The organism is Hominilimicola fabiformis (genome assembly GCF_020687385.1).
GTDB lineage: Bacteria > Bacillota > Clostridia > UBA1381 > UBA1381 > Hominilimicola > Hominilimicola fabiformis.
Map to the genome: position 1 here is coordinate 219,374 of NZ_JAJEQM010000001.1, position 16,165 is coordinate 235,538.

Consider the following 16,165-nt stretch of genomic DNA (forward strand, 5'->3'; position numbering starts at 1 on the left):
AAATGAAAGAAAAAATACATGTTCCTCCGATAAAAATACAGGGAATAAAAACAAAACTTGTTCCTTTAATAAAAGACAACATTATAATGGATAAAGAAATGTTATGGGTAGAACCATTTATGGGTTCTGGGGTTGTAGGATTTAATATTCGACCGCAACAGGCGATTTTTGCTGATACGAATCCGCATATAATAAATTTTTATAATAATATCAAACAAAAGAATATTGATTCATATATAGTTAGAAATTTTCTGGAAAGTGAGGGAGATAAACTTGAGAAAGGTGACGATGAATACTATTATGAAGTGAGAGAAAGATTTAATAAAAATCACTCTTCGTTAGATTTTCTTTTTTTAAATCGTTCCTGTTTCAATGGCATGATTAGATTCAATAAAAATTATAAATTTAATGTACCATATGGACATAAACCACAAAGATTTTCAAAAGCATATATTACTAAAATTGTTAATCAGGTAAAATATGTTGAACAAATGTTATGTATATCTGATTGGAATTTTATTTGTCAATCTTTTGATAACACAATAAATTCAATACAAGAAGAGAGAGCGTTTATTTATTGTGACCCTCCCTATATTGGTAGAAATGTAGATTATTATGATAGCTGGAGCGAAGATGAAGAAACCAAATTAAAGAAGATGCTAATAAGTAATAATAATTATTTTATGTTATCCACTTGGGATCATAATAAATATAGAAAAAATGAGTATGTGGACACATTATGGGGATTTTGTAAAAAAATTAACAAAGAACATTTTTATTATGTAGGGGCAAATGAAAATAATAGAAATTCGATTGTAGAGGCTCTTCTGATTAATTATTGAAAATAAAACCCGAAACAATTTTGTTTCGGGTTTTATTTTTTGTAATTGAGCTGTTATTAATTGTAGATTACGATAAGTTTTGCAGTACCCTTTGATGAGCATACAAGAACTTTTGAACAATCTTCGCCGTAGTTTTTAGCATCTTTCAAATCGTTGATTGAAAGGTCTGTTGTTGTGTTATCAACATATCTGCTGATTTCATCTCTGTCCTCATCCATACGAACAATCTTTGTTGACGCGTTGACTGTGATTTCTTCGTAATCGCTGTCGTCAAGAGTATATGTACCGTCAACATTTTCAAAACCTGTCTTTGTCACATAAATCTTCTTTTCGTCAGTAAGAACTTGGCTGATGTTGTACATACAAGCTCTTGAGTAAGGAACTGTACCTGTTGATGTGCTGTTGTAAACTTCGTCTTCGTCAGTACCGTTCTTTTTAAATCTGTAATCGAATTTGTATTTTTGATAATTATTATCTTCTGTCGGGTCTTGTTCTTCTTCCCAGTTGAATTTTTTGCCGTCATATGTCTTGCCGTCAAGAACTTCTGCGATGTCTGCGAACTTAATGTTGTTTATACGTCCTTGTGCAAGCTGATCGCTGTCATAAGCGAATTGGATAACGTCACCGACTTGCACGTCTGCAAATTCTGTACGGTCATAAGTTGTCCACGCTTTTTCTGTGTTTGAACCTGCGAATACGCTGAATTGAAGAACTGAATCATCTTTTACTTCATTATATACGCTTTCAGGTAAAGTAGAAACGATTGAGAAGTTTGTATCTTTCTTAACTGATGTAAGTGTACCGTCATTTCCGTAAAGTACCAAAAGTCCGGCAACCTTTGATGAACTGATGTCGTATGCTTCTACATAGTATGTATCACCTGTTGTAAAAGCTGATGACGCGGTCTTTTTAGCATATTTTTCTCTTTGTGTTCTGTCTGCCGGAACATAAAGAACAACTGTTGAAGAGTTGATTGAAAATGCTGTTTTACCGTTAAGTGAGAAGCTGTTTGATGAATAAGTATACTTATCGGCAGCTTTGCACTTTGCGATTTGTTCTTTGTCGTCATTTTGAGTTTGAAGTGCATCAGATGTAAGAGCAACAATTTGTGTAACTTCACCGTTTGTTATTGTAACTCTTGCCGGTTGTGAGAAACCTGTAAGTGTAGGAGTTTTTCCTGCACCGTAAATCTGATCTGCCAATTCTGTATCATCGTTTGTATAATCGGCTGATGCTTTTAGTTTGTCGATTATAAGTTCACTCTTGATTGATGCACCGTTGAACTTAACTTTATCCTTTACAGGATATGACGACGCACTGCTTGCCGAAACAGTCGGTGCATATGCAGTAATGTAAATCTTACCGCCTTCGTCACGGTCGATAAATGCGTTTGTGATGTAAGCGTAAGGAATTACGGCAGTCTGTTCAAGTGTTCCGAAAACGGCTGTGTTAAATGCATCAAGATAGAATGTACCCGAAACGCCTGTTTTAAGAGTTTTGCCGTCTTTGTCATTTATGTATGCCTCACACTTGCTGCCGATTTTATATGATTTACCGCCGATTGTCATTTTATCGCCGTTTGAACCGATTGAAGTGATTGAACCCTTAACAGGATTATTTGTAACAAGAAGTGTGTAGTACGAACCGTCAAGGCTCTTTGTATAAAGAATTACATCGTTTGCGGAAATTGATGTAACAGGAATTTCCGAACCGTTCTTTGTGATTGTGTATGTATAATCAGACGCTTGAGGGTCAAGGATTAAGTAGTTACCTGTTACGAGCTTGTCTGTTATACGGTAATCTGTTGTTGTAGGAGTGGCATAAGCAACTATTGTGTCATAGTTGTTTATTTGGATCATATCTATTGTGCCGTCGTCACCGTTGTCTGTAAGTTTAACGTCACCGTAGATTGTGTAGTCTGTGTCAGGAGTAAGCCATTGTTCAAGTGCCTCTTCGCGTGAGAATGTTTCTTCCTGCTTTGTTGTCGGATTTGTAAGAGTTACGGTTTCGTTCTTTGCAACAAGTTTGCCGTTGTATCTTACTGTAAGTTCATCTTCTTTTAGTTTTACAGTCTTTAGCTTTGATGATGAATCATAGTATTTAAGTGAGTTGCCGGAAAAACTGTTTAAATCTTCATAATCTAATTTGATTTCAGAATTTTTTGTTGTTTCGTCGTCAATGATGATAAGCTTTCTGTCGTCCTTGTCTGTCAACTGTTCATAGTAAACTGTGATAGTATTGCCAAGATATTTGCTTATATCTGTAACGTTTGAAGTGAATTCCGAGAAGTCGATTTTTACAAGATCACTGCTGTCGTTCGGCAAGATAGCCATTTCACTTTCGTTAAGATCTTGCTTGCAGTCCTCTGTCAGGTAATCTTCAACACCTACAAGAGTACCTTTTAGCTTTTTAACTTTTAGGTAGTCCTGCATAAGAGTTTTCTCTGTTGCAACCCAGTTGTAACCGTTGTTTTCGTATATAGGTATTTCAAGTGCGTTGTAAAGTACCTGTGCAATCATACCTCTTGTTGCACCTTCACTGTAACCTGTTGAATTAACTTTCTTTGTAAGGTCAAGAGTGTTTGCCTGCTTAATGAAACCTTCCGGCCATTCGCCGAGATTTTCGGCAAACTGAACATAACCTAATGTACAAACTACCATTTTAAGAGCTTGTTCATAAGTTACAGGAGCGTCCGGAGCAAAAGTACCGTCGCCCATACCTGCGATTATGCCAAGATTGTAGGCAGTTTGAATATAGTTCTTTGCCCAGTGTGAAGCGTCAACATCAGTAAAGTCTGATGAGTCGTATGCAAGGTCTTTGTAGCCAAGTATAAATACGATAAGCTTTGTGAATTCAGCTCTTGTGATTTGACCGTCAGGCTTGAAAGTACCGTCTTCGTATCCGTCAATAACTTTAAGCTTTGTTAAAGTTGTAATAGCGTCTTTGTAAGTATTATCGTCACCTACGTCGCTGAATGCAGCAAAAACCGATGTTTGACATATGACGGAAAGTGTCATAATAAGTGATGTCAGAATTGCTGTTAGTTTTTTCATGAGTTATTCATCCTTTCGTTTTGAATTTAGTGTAGTAATATTCAGATACTGATATTTTATCATTCTTTTATATATAAGTCAATTAAAATAATATATTTCCGAATTGTGAATTTTAATAAAATTGTGTAAAAAAATTTATTTAACATTGCAATAATAAGAGGAAAGTGCTACAATATCTATTGACTGACATTTTTAATATTAGTTATATATAAATATGAAGAAAAACGTGGAGGAACATTTATGGATAATAAAAAGAAAAACCGTTCGCCGCTGAAAAATCCGTTATTGATATTTTTGGTGATTTCGGTTATTGCGACAGTTATTTTAAATATGGTAATGCTGTCGTTGCAGACACCGAAGAAACAGGAAATATCGTACAGTGAATTTTTGACTATGCTTGATGAAAATAAAGTTGACGAGGTTATTTTGCAGTCGGAGCAGATTGTCATATATGAAAAGTATGACGAATCACAGCCGATAACAACGCCTAAAACAACCGAGTTTATGAAGATGATGGGCATAGATACAGACGCAGTTATAGAACAGGCAAAGGAAAACAGCAGAAATGTGTATTATACGGGATATATCCCTGACGACAGACTTCTTGCGGATTTGGACAGTCACGGCGTGAAGTATTCTACGCCGATACAACATAACAGTCCCGTGCTTGATTTCTTCCTTACATGGATATTGCCGTTGGTAGTTATTTATTTACTGTTCTTTATTTTGACACGTTCAATGTCGAAGAAAATCGGCGGTGGCGGCGGAATTATGGGGATAGGTCAGTCCAACGCAAAGATGTATAACGTAGAAAATGCGACAGGCGTAACGTTTGCGGACGTTGCCGGTCAGGAAGAGGCTAAAGAATCGCTTGACGAAATAGTCGATTATCTTCATAATCCGTCAAAATATCTTGCAATCGGTGCAAAACAGCCTAAGGGTGCACTTTTGGTCGGACCGCCGGGAACAGGTAAAACACTTCTTGCAAAGGCGGTTGCCGGTGAGGCGAAAGTGCCGTTTTTCTCGCTTTCCGGTTCGGAATTTGTGGAAATGTTTGTCGGCGTCGGTGCGTCAAGAGTTCGTGACTTGTTTAAGCAAGCATCGGCAAAAGCACCTTGTATTATATTTATAGACGAAATTGACGCAATCGGTAAATCGAGAGATAATCAGATTAGTTCAAATGATGAACGTGAACAAACTTTAAATCAGCTGTTAAGCGAGATGGACGGATTTGATTCGTCAAAGGGACTTGTAATTTTAGCGGCAACCAACCGTCCGGAAGTGCTTGATAAGGCACTTTTAAGACCGGGTAGATTTGACAGAAGAATTATTGTTGAAAAGCCTGATTTAAAAGGCAGAGAAGATATTTTGCGTGTGCATATAAAGCACGTTAAAACAGAGCCTGATATTAATCTTCACGAAATGGCACTTGCAACAAGCGGTGCGGCAGGTGCAGACCTTGCGAATATGGTAAATGAGGCGGCTTTAAGAGCGGTAAGATGTAACAGAAAGACCGTAAGCCAAGAGGATCTTATGGAGGCTGTTGAAGTCATAATCGCGGGTAAAGAAAAGAAAGACAGAATTTTGTCCGAAAAGGAAAAGAGAATTGTTTCGTTCCACGAAGTCGGTCACGCACTTGCAACGGCGGTACAGAAACATACTCAGCCTGTTCACAAAATCACAATCGTTCCAAGAACTATGGGTTCACTTGGTTATACAATGCAAATGCCCGAAGAGGAAGAACGTTATTTAATGTCAAAAGATGAAATAATTGACCAGATTACAGTGTTCCTTGCAGGTCGTGCGGCGGAAGAACTTGTATTCAACGTGCAGACAACAGGCGCGTCAAACGATATTGAACGTGCAACGTCACTTGCGAGAAATATGATTACTCAGTACGGTATGTCGGAAAAATTCGGTATGGCCGGACTTGAAAGCATACAGAATAAATATCTTGACGGCAGAAATGTTTCAAACTGTTCGGAGGAAACAAAGACAGATATTGATAAGGAAGTTGTACGCGTATTGAAAGAGTGTCACGAAAAGGCATTTAATATATTGAAAGAAAATCGTGACGCACTTGATGAAATCGCAGAATTTCTTATCAATAAGGAAACTATTACGGGCGATCAGTTTATGGAGATATTCAACCGTGTAAAAAGCGGCAGAGAAAATTCTGACAGTGATGCAGAAGAAAGTGCCGCAGTTAATGAAGAAAATGATAAAGAAGAATAACGGTACGTTCAAAAAGTGCTTTGCTCAAAGGCTTAGGGAACTGAGAAAAGAAAACGGCATAACGCAGGCGGGACTTGCGGAGAGAATGAATGTTTCAAGAACGTGTATCGCGAATTGGGAAAGCGGCAAGCGTATCCCCGAAGTGGCGGCGATAACGTATCTTGCCAAGCTTTTTAAAGTTCCTGTTGACTACCTTTGCGGCAGGACGGACGAACGGTACAGAGTGAAATTGCTTGATAATATCGACTTCGACTTAACAAAACTAAACGGCAAAGGCATCGAAATGCTTTGCGAATATTACGATTATCTTGTCAGCAGTAAAAAATATAGAGCAAAATAGTAAAAAATGCTTGACATTTGCTGAAAAAAGATATATAATTACAAGGCTTGCGGTAAACGTAAGCAATCCTTGCCCACACGGGGTATGTGTGGGACAAAAGTCCATAAGGAGGTGCAGAAAATGGCTGAAAAAATACTAAACAGCTATGAAACAATTTTTATCATTGACGCAACACTTGATGAGGAAACGGTTACTGCTCTAAAGGATAAGTTTACAACACTTATCGAACAGAACGGTGAACTTGAATCTGTTGACGAATGGGGCAAGAGAAGACTTGCTTACGAAATTAATGATAGAACAGAAGGTTTCTACTATCTTGTAAACTTCAAGGCTGACAGCGAGTTCCCTAAAGAACTTGAAAGACAGTACAAGATTACAGAAGGTATCCTAAGAACTATTGTTATCAGAAAAGACGAAGAATAGTCTTTTGTGAAGAAAGCGGTGTAAGTATGAACAAAGTTATATTAATGGGACGTCTTACACGCGACGTCGAAATGCGTCAGACTCCGAACGGTGTTTCACTTGCGAGATTTTCAATCGCGGTAAACAGACGTTTCGCCGGTAAAGATGCTCAGCAGCAAGCTGATTTCATCAACTGCGTTGCATGGCGTCAGACAGGTGAATTTATCGCAAGATATTTCCAAAAGGGCAGTATGATTGCGGTAGTCGGAAGTATTCAATCGAGAAGTTGGGACGGTAATGACGGTAAAAAGCAGTATGCGACGGAAGTTGTTGTAGACGAGGCTTACTTTACCGGTTCAAGAGCCGAATCAGGTACTCAAGGCGGAGGGAATTATCAGAACCAAGGCTTTAATCAGGGCGGATTTAACGCTCCTCAATCGCAGCCTGCACAAGGCAGTGAACCAAACTTTGGTGATGATTTTGATATGGGCGATTTTTCGGACCTTGACGGTTCGGAAGACGATTTGCCATTCTAACATCCGCGTGATAAAAATTGATAGGAGGAAAATAACATGGCTGAAAGAAATGACAGACCACAGAGAGCAAGAAGACCTAAGAAAAAGGTTTGTATGTTCTGCGTAGATAAGGTTGAGCATATCGATTATAAGGATACAGCAAAGCTTAGAAGATACGTTACTGAAAGAGGCAAGATCGTGCCAAGACGTATCAGCGGTAACTGTGCAAAGCACCAAAGACAGCTTACAACAGCTATCAAGCGTGCAAGAATTATAGCACTATTGCCATTCGTTGCTGAATAATTGATTTTTTAAACGGAATGCACTGCATTCCGTTTTTTTATATATAATTTAACGGAAGGTGTTATAATGAGCATAAAAGTAAGAGAATTTAATGAAAACGATATACAAGCCGCAAATGAAATTTGGAACGAAGTAGTAGAGGAAGGAGTGGCTTTTCCACAGGAAGAATGTCTTACGGAAAAGAGCGGATTGGAATTTTTTAAGAGTCAGTCATATACAGGCATTGCGTATGATGAAGAAACGTGTGATATTGTCGGACTTTACATACTTCATCCGAACAATGTCGGCAGATGCGGTCATATCTGCAATGCAAGCTATGCGGTGAAATCAATACAAAGAGGTAAGCATATAGGTGAAATTCTTGTGACGGATTGCTTGAAAAAAGCAAAGGAAATCGGTTACGGTGTACTTCAATTTAACGCCGTTGTCGCAACTAATCAATATGCACTTAAATTATATAAAAAACTCGGCTTTGTACAACTCGGCGTAATACCTAAAGGTTTCCGCATGAAAGACGGAACATACGAAGATATAATTCCGCATTATCACACTTTATAAAAATTTTTTTGAAAAAAGTGCAACCTTTTGGTGTGCTGAATTGTATTATAAGTGAAGGGAGGGGGATTAATGACAGACGAAAGGTCAAAAACAGACGTTTCATCTGACGAAGTTATACGCAAGTATTTTGATATGGTGTATAAACTTGCTTTGTCACAAACGAAAAATCAAACTTTTGCCGAAGATGTGACGCAAGACGTGTTTGTTCGATTTATACAGAATAAAGATAAATTTGAGTCGAAGGAACATATAAAGGCTTGGCTCATTCGTGTGACGATAAATTGCTCAAAGAGTGTTTTTATGTCATCGTGGTTCAAGAAAATCGTTCCGCTTGAAGAAGATTTAACCTTTGACAATCCCGAAAAAAGTGACGTGTATTTCGCTGTACAAGACCTTCCCTTAAAATATCGTACGGTGATACATCTTTTCTATTATGAGGATATGAGCGTGAGGGAAATCGCCGAAAGCATTGACATAAAAGAATCGACTGTTAAATCGCATTTACACAGAGGCAGAATGTTGCTTAAAAATAAGCTGAAAGGAGATTATGACTTTGTTTAGGAAAATTTATAAACAAGCCAATGACGATATAAAACCAAGTGAAGATATGATAAACAGAGTTATCTTGAATGCGCATAAAGGTGCAGAGAAAAGACAATCTCCCCTACCGTATAGGCGATACGCAAAATATGCGGTATCGGCTGCGGCGGCAGTTGTTGTTGTGTCTGCGGCGGTTATATCTATGCCGTATTGGCAGAAAACAAGAGATGACGGCGTGATTATTGAGGAGCAAGTTTCAACACCGACACCGTCCGATATGTCGGAAAGTGTAGTTTCAAATGCTGCGGATACTTCATATCCGTATCCTACCGATAGTCCCCAAACTATTCAAAATCCCTATACTCCCCCTCCCAATAACTATTCGGATAGTCAAACTAAAACGGAGAAAAAGAACGGTGACTATAAGAGTAGTGACAATGAAAAAGTTGCGGTAAATAATCGAATAGCAAACGAGAACAAATCGCTTAAAATCGAGGATAAAACCAAAATCACCAATATCGAGAGTGAACAAAACAGTAAAAACCAAGAAATAACGGAAGATGTCGCTGTCGAAGAAAGTGCAATCGAGGAAAACGCAATCGAATTATCAACAATATTTTCTGCTTTTATGGCAAGTGACAGAACAGCAGAAATCAGTACAAAAAAAGAAGTGCCGACCGAAATTACAAGCGATGAAGGCAATGCCGATACGGTTATCGGCACCGGAATGGCAATGAGTTCGGCTATGGCTACATCAGTGCCGACACCTCAAATAGAAATAAACGCTCCGAGCGGTTTTGAAACGACCGATACATATAACGGCGGTGCGGCTTTTGAATCAGAAAACGGCGGAAGAATAGACGTAAATTATTATTACAGCGGAAACGACGATACAGAGCCGGTGTATAACGAATATGAAAATGATGTATCGGCATATTTTACCGAAGATAAAATCGATTATAATATTTACGGAACCGATACGGGCAGAGAGCCTGTGGAAGAAGTAGTCAATTCAATCAAATAAAGTATTGAATTGATTTGCAATCTGTGATATAATATAGACAATATAATGATTTTGGAGGTAATGATTGTGAATAAGAAGATAATAGCATCTGTATTGGCTGTCGCATCTGTTTTGACTGTATCGGCAGGCGCTTTGGCTGATGATAACATTACGGTTACGGTAAACGGAAATAATGTTTCTTTTGTGGAAATAACACCTTTTATTGAAAATGACCATACACTTGTTCCTATGCGTGAAATATTCGAGGCACTTGGCGCAGACGTACAGTGGGACAACGAAACAAGAACTGTTATATCATATGATTCGGTAAGTGACGTAAGCATTACAATGCAGATTGATTCTGATGTAATGTATGTAAACGGCGACGCGGTTACACTTGAAACACCCGCAAAAATCGTGGGTTCATCAACGGTTGTGCCTGTAAGAGCAATCGCTGAGGGTATGCACAGCGTTGTCGGTTGGGACGAGGCAACAAAGACAGTTACTGTTGAAAAGGAAATCAAAACAGAGCCGTCTTCACAAATTCCAAACCCATGGACAGATTATAACAGTCTTGACGAGCTTAATGCGGCATTGAATAATGCAGAGAGCGTAAAATATCAAGTGGCAGATTTGAATGCAAGCAGTTTTGATGAGGGTAGCAAGTGCGAGGCACAAAGCTACAGATACCTTGCCGACAGTAATTTGGCGGAAATCAAATACACTTACAATACAAATGTATTAGACATTACAGTTCGTACACAACCGGGTGACGCAGACATTTCGGGTATATCGGGCGGTACTAAGGTTGAGGACTACAAAGTAGCCGATTCGGCAGTTGAAATTTACACATACAATAAAACAACATACGCAATATGGTCATGCGAGGACGCGGGTACAGTAATGAGTCATAGCGTTGCCGTAACGGAAAATGAAACTGTTACAGACGTGAATGCTCTTGTAAAAACACTTGTAGACGACGTTGAAACAAATCACCCAAGAGGTTAATTTGACTGAAATAAAATATAAAAAACCGCTTTAATGAGCGGTTTTTTTGGTGTGAAAATACAGTTGAGAAAAATGCAGTGATATGGTATAATTTAAGATATGAAAAATGAAAGAGGTATTAAAATGGTTATTTTATATGAAGTACACGATAATTTATACGTAAATATGACAAACAAATGTCCGTGCGCGTGCACATTCTGTCTAAGACAAACGAGGGACGAAATGAATCATTCGGGCAGTCTTTGGCTTGAAAGAGAACCGAGCGTTGAAGAAGTTAAAAACGAATTTTCAAAATTTGATATGAATAAGTATAAAGAGGTTGTTTTCTGCGGTTTCGGTGAGCCGACCGAAAGACTTGACGATGTGCTTGAAGTCTGTCGGTTTATAAAGGATAAGTATAACAAAACTATCCGTATAAACACAAACGGTCTTGCTGACCTTATTCACAAAAAGAACACTGCACCTATGTTTGACGGACTTATCGATATTGTTTCGATCAGCCTTAATACGCCGAACAAAGAACGTTATCTTGAACTTACACGCAGTAAATTCGGTATCGAATCGTTTGACGCAATGATTAAGTTTGCCGAAAATGTAAAGCATTATGTAAAGGAAGTTGTGCTTTCGACTGTTTCGACAACGCTTACAGAGGAAGAAGAAAAGGAATGTGCCGATATTTGTAAAAAAATCGGCGTGACATACAGAATAAGACCGTTCGAGGATTGATAATTATGAACACTGTTGCAACAGAAATGATAAAGTATTATGCAGGTGACAAGAAACGCATAAACCATTTTATAAAAGTACACGGCTATGCCAAAGCGATAGGCGAAGCGGAGGAGCTTGATGAAAGGACTATGCTTATTCTTGAAACTGCCGCATATGTGCATGATATAGGAATAAAGATAAGCGAAGAAAAATATAATTCTTCTGCGGGCAAATATCAGGAAATCGAAGGTCCGTCGATTTCGGAGGAAATGCTTACGAAATTGGGATATGACAAAGACGTTATCGAACGTGTGTCATACCTTGTCGGTCATCATCACACATATTCAAATATCGACGGTATCGACTATCAAATACTTGTTGAGGCGGACTTCCTTGTCAATATAGATGAGGACGAAATGACAAAAGAAACGGCTAAAAACGTTCGTGAGAAGATATTTAAGACAAAATCCGGTACACAAATGCTGGATAATTTATTTTTAACGGAGCTGATAAAATAATGTGGATAGGACTCGTATGCCTTTACGGAGTTTTAAAGGGTGTAAGAGATATAATAAAGAAAAAGGCAATGGAGAAAAACAGTGCTATGGAGGTGCTGTTTTTCTACACGTTTATAAGCTTTTTATTCGTGACGCCGAGCGTGAAAAACGCATTGTCGATAGATTTTCATTATATCGGATTTGTAATGATAAAATCAGCTATAATTTTTATAGCTTGGATATGCAGTTTTAAGGCGATAAAGAAACTGCCGATTGGATTTTACGGAATTATGGATATGTCGCGCGTAATATTTGCGACAGTGCTGGGAGTAACGGTGCTGGGAGAAGTTATGACGGGACATAAGATTGCCGGTATGGCACTTGTGCTTGTCGGATTGCTTTTCGTAAATGCCAAAGGCAAGGGATTGGGCGAAGAAAAAACAAAGCCGATATACATTGTACTTGTGCTTATATCGTGTCTTTGCAACGCTGTTTCGGAACTGCTTGATAAAATGCTTATGCAAAGTATGAACAGCGGTCAACTTCAATTTTGGTATATGTTCTTTATGGTAATATTGTATTTGGGCTATATGATTGTAACCAAAACAAAAATAGATTTTAGAACGATATACAAAAATTATTGGATACTTATTTTGAGCGTGTTGTTTGTAATCGGCGATAAGGCACTGTTTATCGCGTGCAGTAAGCAGGAAAGCACAGTTGTCGCAATGACTCTTATAAAACAATGTTCGGTTATGATTACGATTATAGGCGGACGAATTGTGTTCAAAGAAAAACGCACGCTTTATAAAATGGTGTGCGCGGCGGTTATAATCGCCGGAATAGTTTTTGCCGTTATGTAAAAAATTAAATTTGTTATTGTAAAAAAATGGTTGATATGATAGAATGATTTATATATAATCTATAATGGCATTAAGGGTATATGAAGGGAGTCGGATTATGCTGGATATATATAATGTATTAGATGCAATATCGGAAATTGTATATGTATCTGACGCAGAAACTCATGAGATTTTGTACATAAATGAGGCGGGAAAGAAAATTCTCGGCGATTGTTTGGGTGAAACGTGTTATAAACTTTTTCACGGCAAAAGTGAGGAATGTACGAATTGTCCTTGCTCGAACGGTGAGGGGCTTTCTGAGTATATTCGTGAAAATGTAATGCCGGAAAAAGCATATATTATTAAGCATAAGGATACTGTGTGGGACGGTAAAAAGGCATATTTGGATATTGCATTTGACATTACCAACACTGAAGAAATTCAGAAAAGACTTGAACAACGTCTTGATATGGAGCATATTTTGGTAAGCTGTATGGTTGAAATGCACAAGAATAAACCGTTTGAAGAAAGCTTTACAAATTTGCTTGGAATAATAGGCAAGTATTTTGAAGCGGATAAAATTTTTGTGTTCAGTTATGATGAAAATAAACTGAGCAATGTATTTGAATGGAATAACAATGGCGTCAATCCGAGAGCGGAAGAACTTAAAAGCTTGGATTCAAATATCGTTGATAAGTGGCTGCCGACCTATGACAGCAATGAAAATGTTATTTTAAATAATGTCGAAGATTTGAAAGAAATTTCTGTTGAGGCATATCATCAGGCGGTAAAAAGCGGTGTGCAAAGGCTTGTTGCGTCACCGATTGCCGATAACGGTAAGATAATCGGTTTTATCGGCGCAAGTAATTTGCCGGAAGAAAAATTTTCTCAAATTGTGACATTCTTTGACGCACTTGATTATTTTGTTGCGTCAATGATTATTCGCGAAAAGAGTGCGCGAAAACTCAGAGAGCTGAGCTACGTCGATTCGCTTACGGGCCTATATAACAGAAATAAGTTTACAGAAGATACCGAAAGAATTATGAGAGGTCGTAATTGCGGCTTGGGCGTACTTTATATGGACCTTAACGGTTTGAAAGAGATTAACGATAAAAGCGGTCATTGCGGCGGTGATTGTGCGCTGAAAGATATAGCGAGCGTGATTATTGAGTCGTTTGGCAAGGAGTGTTCATACAGAGTCGGCGGAGATGAATTTGTCGTGCTTTGCTATGATACGAATGATAAGGAGTTTACAGCTAAGGTTACTGCGTTCAGAAATTTGATTTCTGAAATTAAGTATAAAGTGTCGATTGGTTTTCATTATTCTAAAGATTCGTCGGATATTGATGAAGTAATAAAGATTGCCGATGAAAAAATGTATCAGGATAAGAAATATTATTACAGAAATAACGGTCAGTCGGCAAGATACAGATTTTATAATGATACGTTTGTGTCATTCTCAACACAGGAAAAGTTGAAAAAGCTTATACAAGAAGAAAGATTTGTTATATGGTTCCAACCGAGATTTTCCGCAATCAACGGAGAATTTTGCGGCAGTGAGGCGCTTATCAGATATTTTGATGAGGACGATACGATTGTTTCGCCTATGGATTTCATTCCTGCAATGGAATATAACGAAACGGTGCATATGATAGACCTTTATGTGTTCAGACACGTCTGTGAATATATTTCCGGCTGGATTGAGGCGGGTAAAAATATTAAGCCTGTGTCGGTTAATATATCGCATTGCACGATTGTCAGACCTAATTTTATGGAAAATCTTATGGATATTTGGTTTGATTATAATATCCCGAAAGATTCGATTGTGATTGAAGTGTCGGAAGATAAGGTTAAGGGCGGTCTTAGCGATGTGCTTGACAAAATTGTGGAACTTAAAAATAACGGTTTCCATATTGCGATTGATAATTACGGTGCGAAATATGCGGACTTGTTCTTGTTCTCGGAAGTTAAATTTGATACATTGAAACTTGACCGTGAACTTGTTCATAAGCTTGAAACAGATGAAAAGACTTGTATGATTTCAAAGTCGGTTATAGATATTTGTAAAAATTATAATATTTCCGTTGTCGCCGAGGGCGTCGAAAATGAAAAGGAATATGATATTTTGAAAGAAATGGGCTGCGATGAGGCACAGGGATATTTGTTCGATAAACCGATGTCGTGGAATAGATTTGAAGAAAAATATTTGTAATTTAAAAGGCGGTACATATGTACCGCCTTAAATATAATAAAGTTATTTTTTTAGTTAATATATCTTTGCATGGCTTTGTATGCATTCGATGTGGCAGAGTCGGCTTCGTTAAAATTGCTTGTGTATGAAGATAGACTGCCTGTTGGGCTTATAACTAAATTAGTTAGCTCCAAATAAGAATCATAAAAATCTTGTAATTTTTCATATGCCTCTTTATATTCCTCAGGTGGATTGACTAAATCTTTCATTATGTAATCTGTTGAATCTTGATTGTCTTTGATTGACTCAATATCTTTTTTAAAATCATCATCGCTCATTAATGCAGTCAAAGAAGTGTTAAAGTCTTCATTGAATGAATGATTTGTTTTAGTATATTTGTCCGTCTTGCTATCACTTTCTTTATAAATGGTATTATACCATACATCATGAATTAAGTTGCCTGAATCTTCTGCTTTTATTGCACCCATAATCATTGAGGAAGTGGCAGCTGATAAGTTTTCTTTATAGATTGTTTTTGTGTGCTGCCTTATAAAAAATATTCCTGCTATGGCAACAATTATTAATATAACAAGTAAAACAATAGACACAATTAATGTAGTTTTTTTCTGCTTGCTTATTTTTGGAATCTTGATACTTGCTACCTCTACTTTTTGTAATTGTTCTAAATTTTCATGTTCTTTGTTAATAGGACAACCACAGACAGAACATACTGTGTCATTTTCGGATAATTTGTTTCCACATTCAATACAAAAATTTTGTATTTTTTTTTCTTGTGCTTGATTTTCGTAACCGCATGCAGGACAACACAGAGCTTTATCACTCATTTGATTCCCACAATTAGGACATTTAATTAATGCCATATTTAATCCCCCTTTTTATGTATATGTATTATTATATCATATTTTAGGATATTTTGAAAGTGACAAAATATATAAAACATAGGATGTAATTATGTTATGTTTTAACACATAAAAGGACTTGTCCATTCGTGAACAAGTCCTTAATCGTTAAATATTTTAACCGAAGTATCTCTTTAACATACCTTCAAAGCCTTTTCCGTGTCTTGCCTCGTCTTTTGCCATTTCGTGAACTGTGCGACGCTTAACA

General features: G+C 37.5%; 16 protein-coding genes and 1 pseudogene. 14 read left to right on the forward strand and 3 right to left on the reverse strand.

Annotation, left to right across the window (positions count from 1 at the left end):
- Window positions 1-2: 2 nt before the first annotated feature.
- Window positions 3-842: a DNA adenine methylase gene (locus LKE05_RS01090; protein WP_308455663.1), complete on the forward strand. Its 840-nt coding sequence runs from the start codon at window positions 3-5 to the stop codon at window positions 840-842.
- Window positions 843-898: 56 nt separating this feature from the next.
- Here the strand turns inward: LKE05_RS01090 and LKE05_RS01095 are convergent, their stop codons facing one another.
- Entirely contained in the window at window positions 899-3,895 is a 2,997-nt protein-coding gene (locus tag LKE05_RS01095; RefSeq protein WP_308455664.1) for an S-layer homology domain-containing protein, read from the reverse strand.
- Window positions 3,896-4,135: 240 nt separating this feature from the next.
- On the opposite strand from LKE05_RS01095, the gene ftsH reads away from it, so the two are divergent.
- From ftsH to LKE05_RS01160, 13 genes are all read left to right on the forward strand, one after another.
- Complete coding sequence (gene ftsH, locus LKE05_RS01100) at window positions 4,136-6,130, forward strand: ATP-dependent zinc metalloprotease FtsH (protein WP_308455665.1); 1,995 nt, start codon at window positions 4,136-4,138, stop codon at window positions 6,128-6,130.
- Window positions 6,081-6,470, forward strand: coding sequence for a helix-turn-helix domain-containing protein (locus LKE05_RS01105; RefSeq protein WP_308455666.1), 390 nt, complete (start codon window positions 6,081-6,083; stop codon window positions 6,468-6,470). The genes ftsH and LKE05_RS01105 overlap by 50 nt, the downstream gene beginning before the upstream one ends.
- Window positions 6,471-6,590: 120 nt before the next feature.
- The gene (gene rpsF / locus LKE05_RS01110; protein WP_022229696.1) at window positions 6,591-6,893 is read left to right on the forward strand and encodes a 30S ribosomal protein S6; all 303 of its coding nucleotides are present in this window, start codon (window positions 6,591-6,593) and stop codon (window positions 6,891-6,893) included.
- 26 nt (window positions 6,894-6,919) lie between these two features.
- Window positions 6,920-7,408, forward strand: a complete 489-nt coding sequence (locus LKE05_RS01115; protein ID WP_022229697.1) for a single-stranded DNA-binding protein — start codon at window positions 6,920-6,922, stop codon at window positions 7,406-7,408.
- 36 nt (window positions 7,409-7,444) lie between these two features.
- Window positions 7,445-7,690, forward strand: a complete 246-nt coding sequence (rpsR, locus tag LKE05_RS01120; protein WP_022229698.1) for a 30S ribosomal protein S18 — start codon at window positions 7,445-7,447, stop codon at window positions 7,688-7,690.
- A 66-nt stretch (window positions 7,691-7,756) separates the two neighbouring features.
- A complete protein-coding gene (locus LKE05_RS01125; protein WP_308455667.1) occupies window positions 7,757-8,248 on the forward strand; it encodes a GNAT family N-acetyltransferase in 492 nt (163 codons plus the stop codon).
- A gap of 69 nt (window positions 8,249-8,317) precedes the next feature.
- Window positions 8,318-8,809: an RNA polymerase sigma factor gene (locus tag LKE05_RS01130; protein WP_308455668.1), complete on the forward strand. Its 492-nt coding sequence runs from the start codon at window positions 8,318-8,320 to the stop codon at window positions 8,807-8,809.
- The gene (locus LKE05_RS01135) at window positions 8,802-9,812 is read left to right on the forward strand and encodes a hypothetical protein (RefSeq protein WP_308455669.1); all 1,011 of its coding nucleotides are present in this window, start codon (window positions 8,802-8,804) and stop codon (window positions 9,810-9,812) included. The genes LKE05_RS01130 and LKE05_RS01135 overlap by 8 nt, the downstream gene beginning before the upstream one ends.
- A gap of 66 nt (window positions 9,813-9,878) precedes the next feature.
- Entirely contained in the window at window positions 9,879-10,799 is a 921-nt protein-coding gene (locus tag LKE05_RS01140; protein WP_308455670.1) for a copper amine oxidase N-terminal domain-containing protein, read from the forward strand.
- 99 nt (window positions 10,800-10,898) lie between these two features.
- Complete coding sequence (locus tag LKE05_RS01145; RefSeq protein ID WP_308455671.1) at window positions 10,899-11,525, forward strand: TIGR04100 family radical SAM protein; 627 nt, start codon at window positions 10,899-10,901, stop codon at window positions 11,523-11,525.
- A gap of 5 nt (window positions 11,526-11,530) precedes the next feature.
- A complete protein-coding gene (locus LKE05_RS01150) occupies window positions 11,531-12,025 on the forward strand; it encodes an HD domain-containing protein (RefSeq protein WP_022229704.1) in 495 nt (164 codons plus the stop codon).
- The gene (locus LKE05_RS01155) at window positions 12,025-12,867 is read left to right on the forward strand and encodes a DMT family transporter (RefSeq protein WP_022229705.1); all 843 of its coding nucleotides are present in this window, start codon (window positions 12,025-12,027) and stop codon (window positions 12,865-12,867) included. The genes LKE05_RS01150 and LKE05_RS01155 overlap by 1 nt, the downstream gene beginning before the upstream one ends.
- A gap of 97 nt (window positions 12,868-12,964) precedes the next feature.
- On the forward strand, window positions 12,965-15,058 hold the full coding sequence (locus LKE05_RS01160; protein ID WP_308455672.1) for an EAL domain-containing protein: 2,094 nt from the start codon (window positions 12,965-12,967) through the stop codon (window positions 15,056-15,058).
- Window positions 15,059-15,108: 50 nt separating this feature from the next.
- Here LKE05_RS01160 and LKE05_RS01165 read toward each other — a convergent pair whose 3' ends face one another.
- Window positions 15,109-15,918 carry a zinc ribbon domain-containing protein gene (locus tag LKE05_RS01165; RefSeq protein ID WP_117968304.1) on the reverse strand — a complete coding sequence of 270 codons (810 nt, stop codon included), beginning with the start codon at window positions 15,916-15,918 and terminating at the stop codon, window positions 15,109-15,111.
- A 156-nt stretch (window positions 15,919-16,074) separates the two neighbouring features.
- Window positions 16,075-16,152, reverse strand: a pseudogene (locus LKE05_RS01170) (NADH peroxidase); the annotation flags it as partial.
- Window positions 16,153-16,165: the final 13 nt, after the last annotated feature.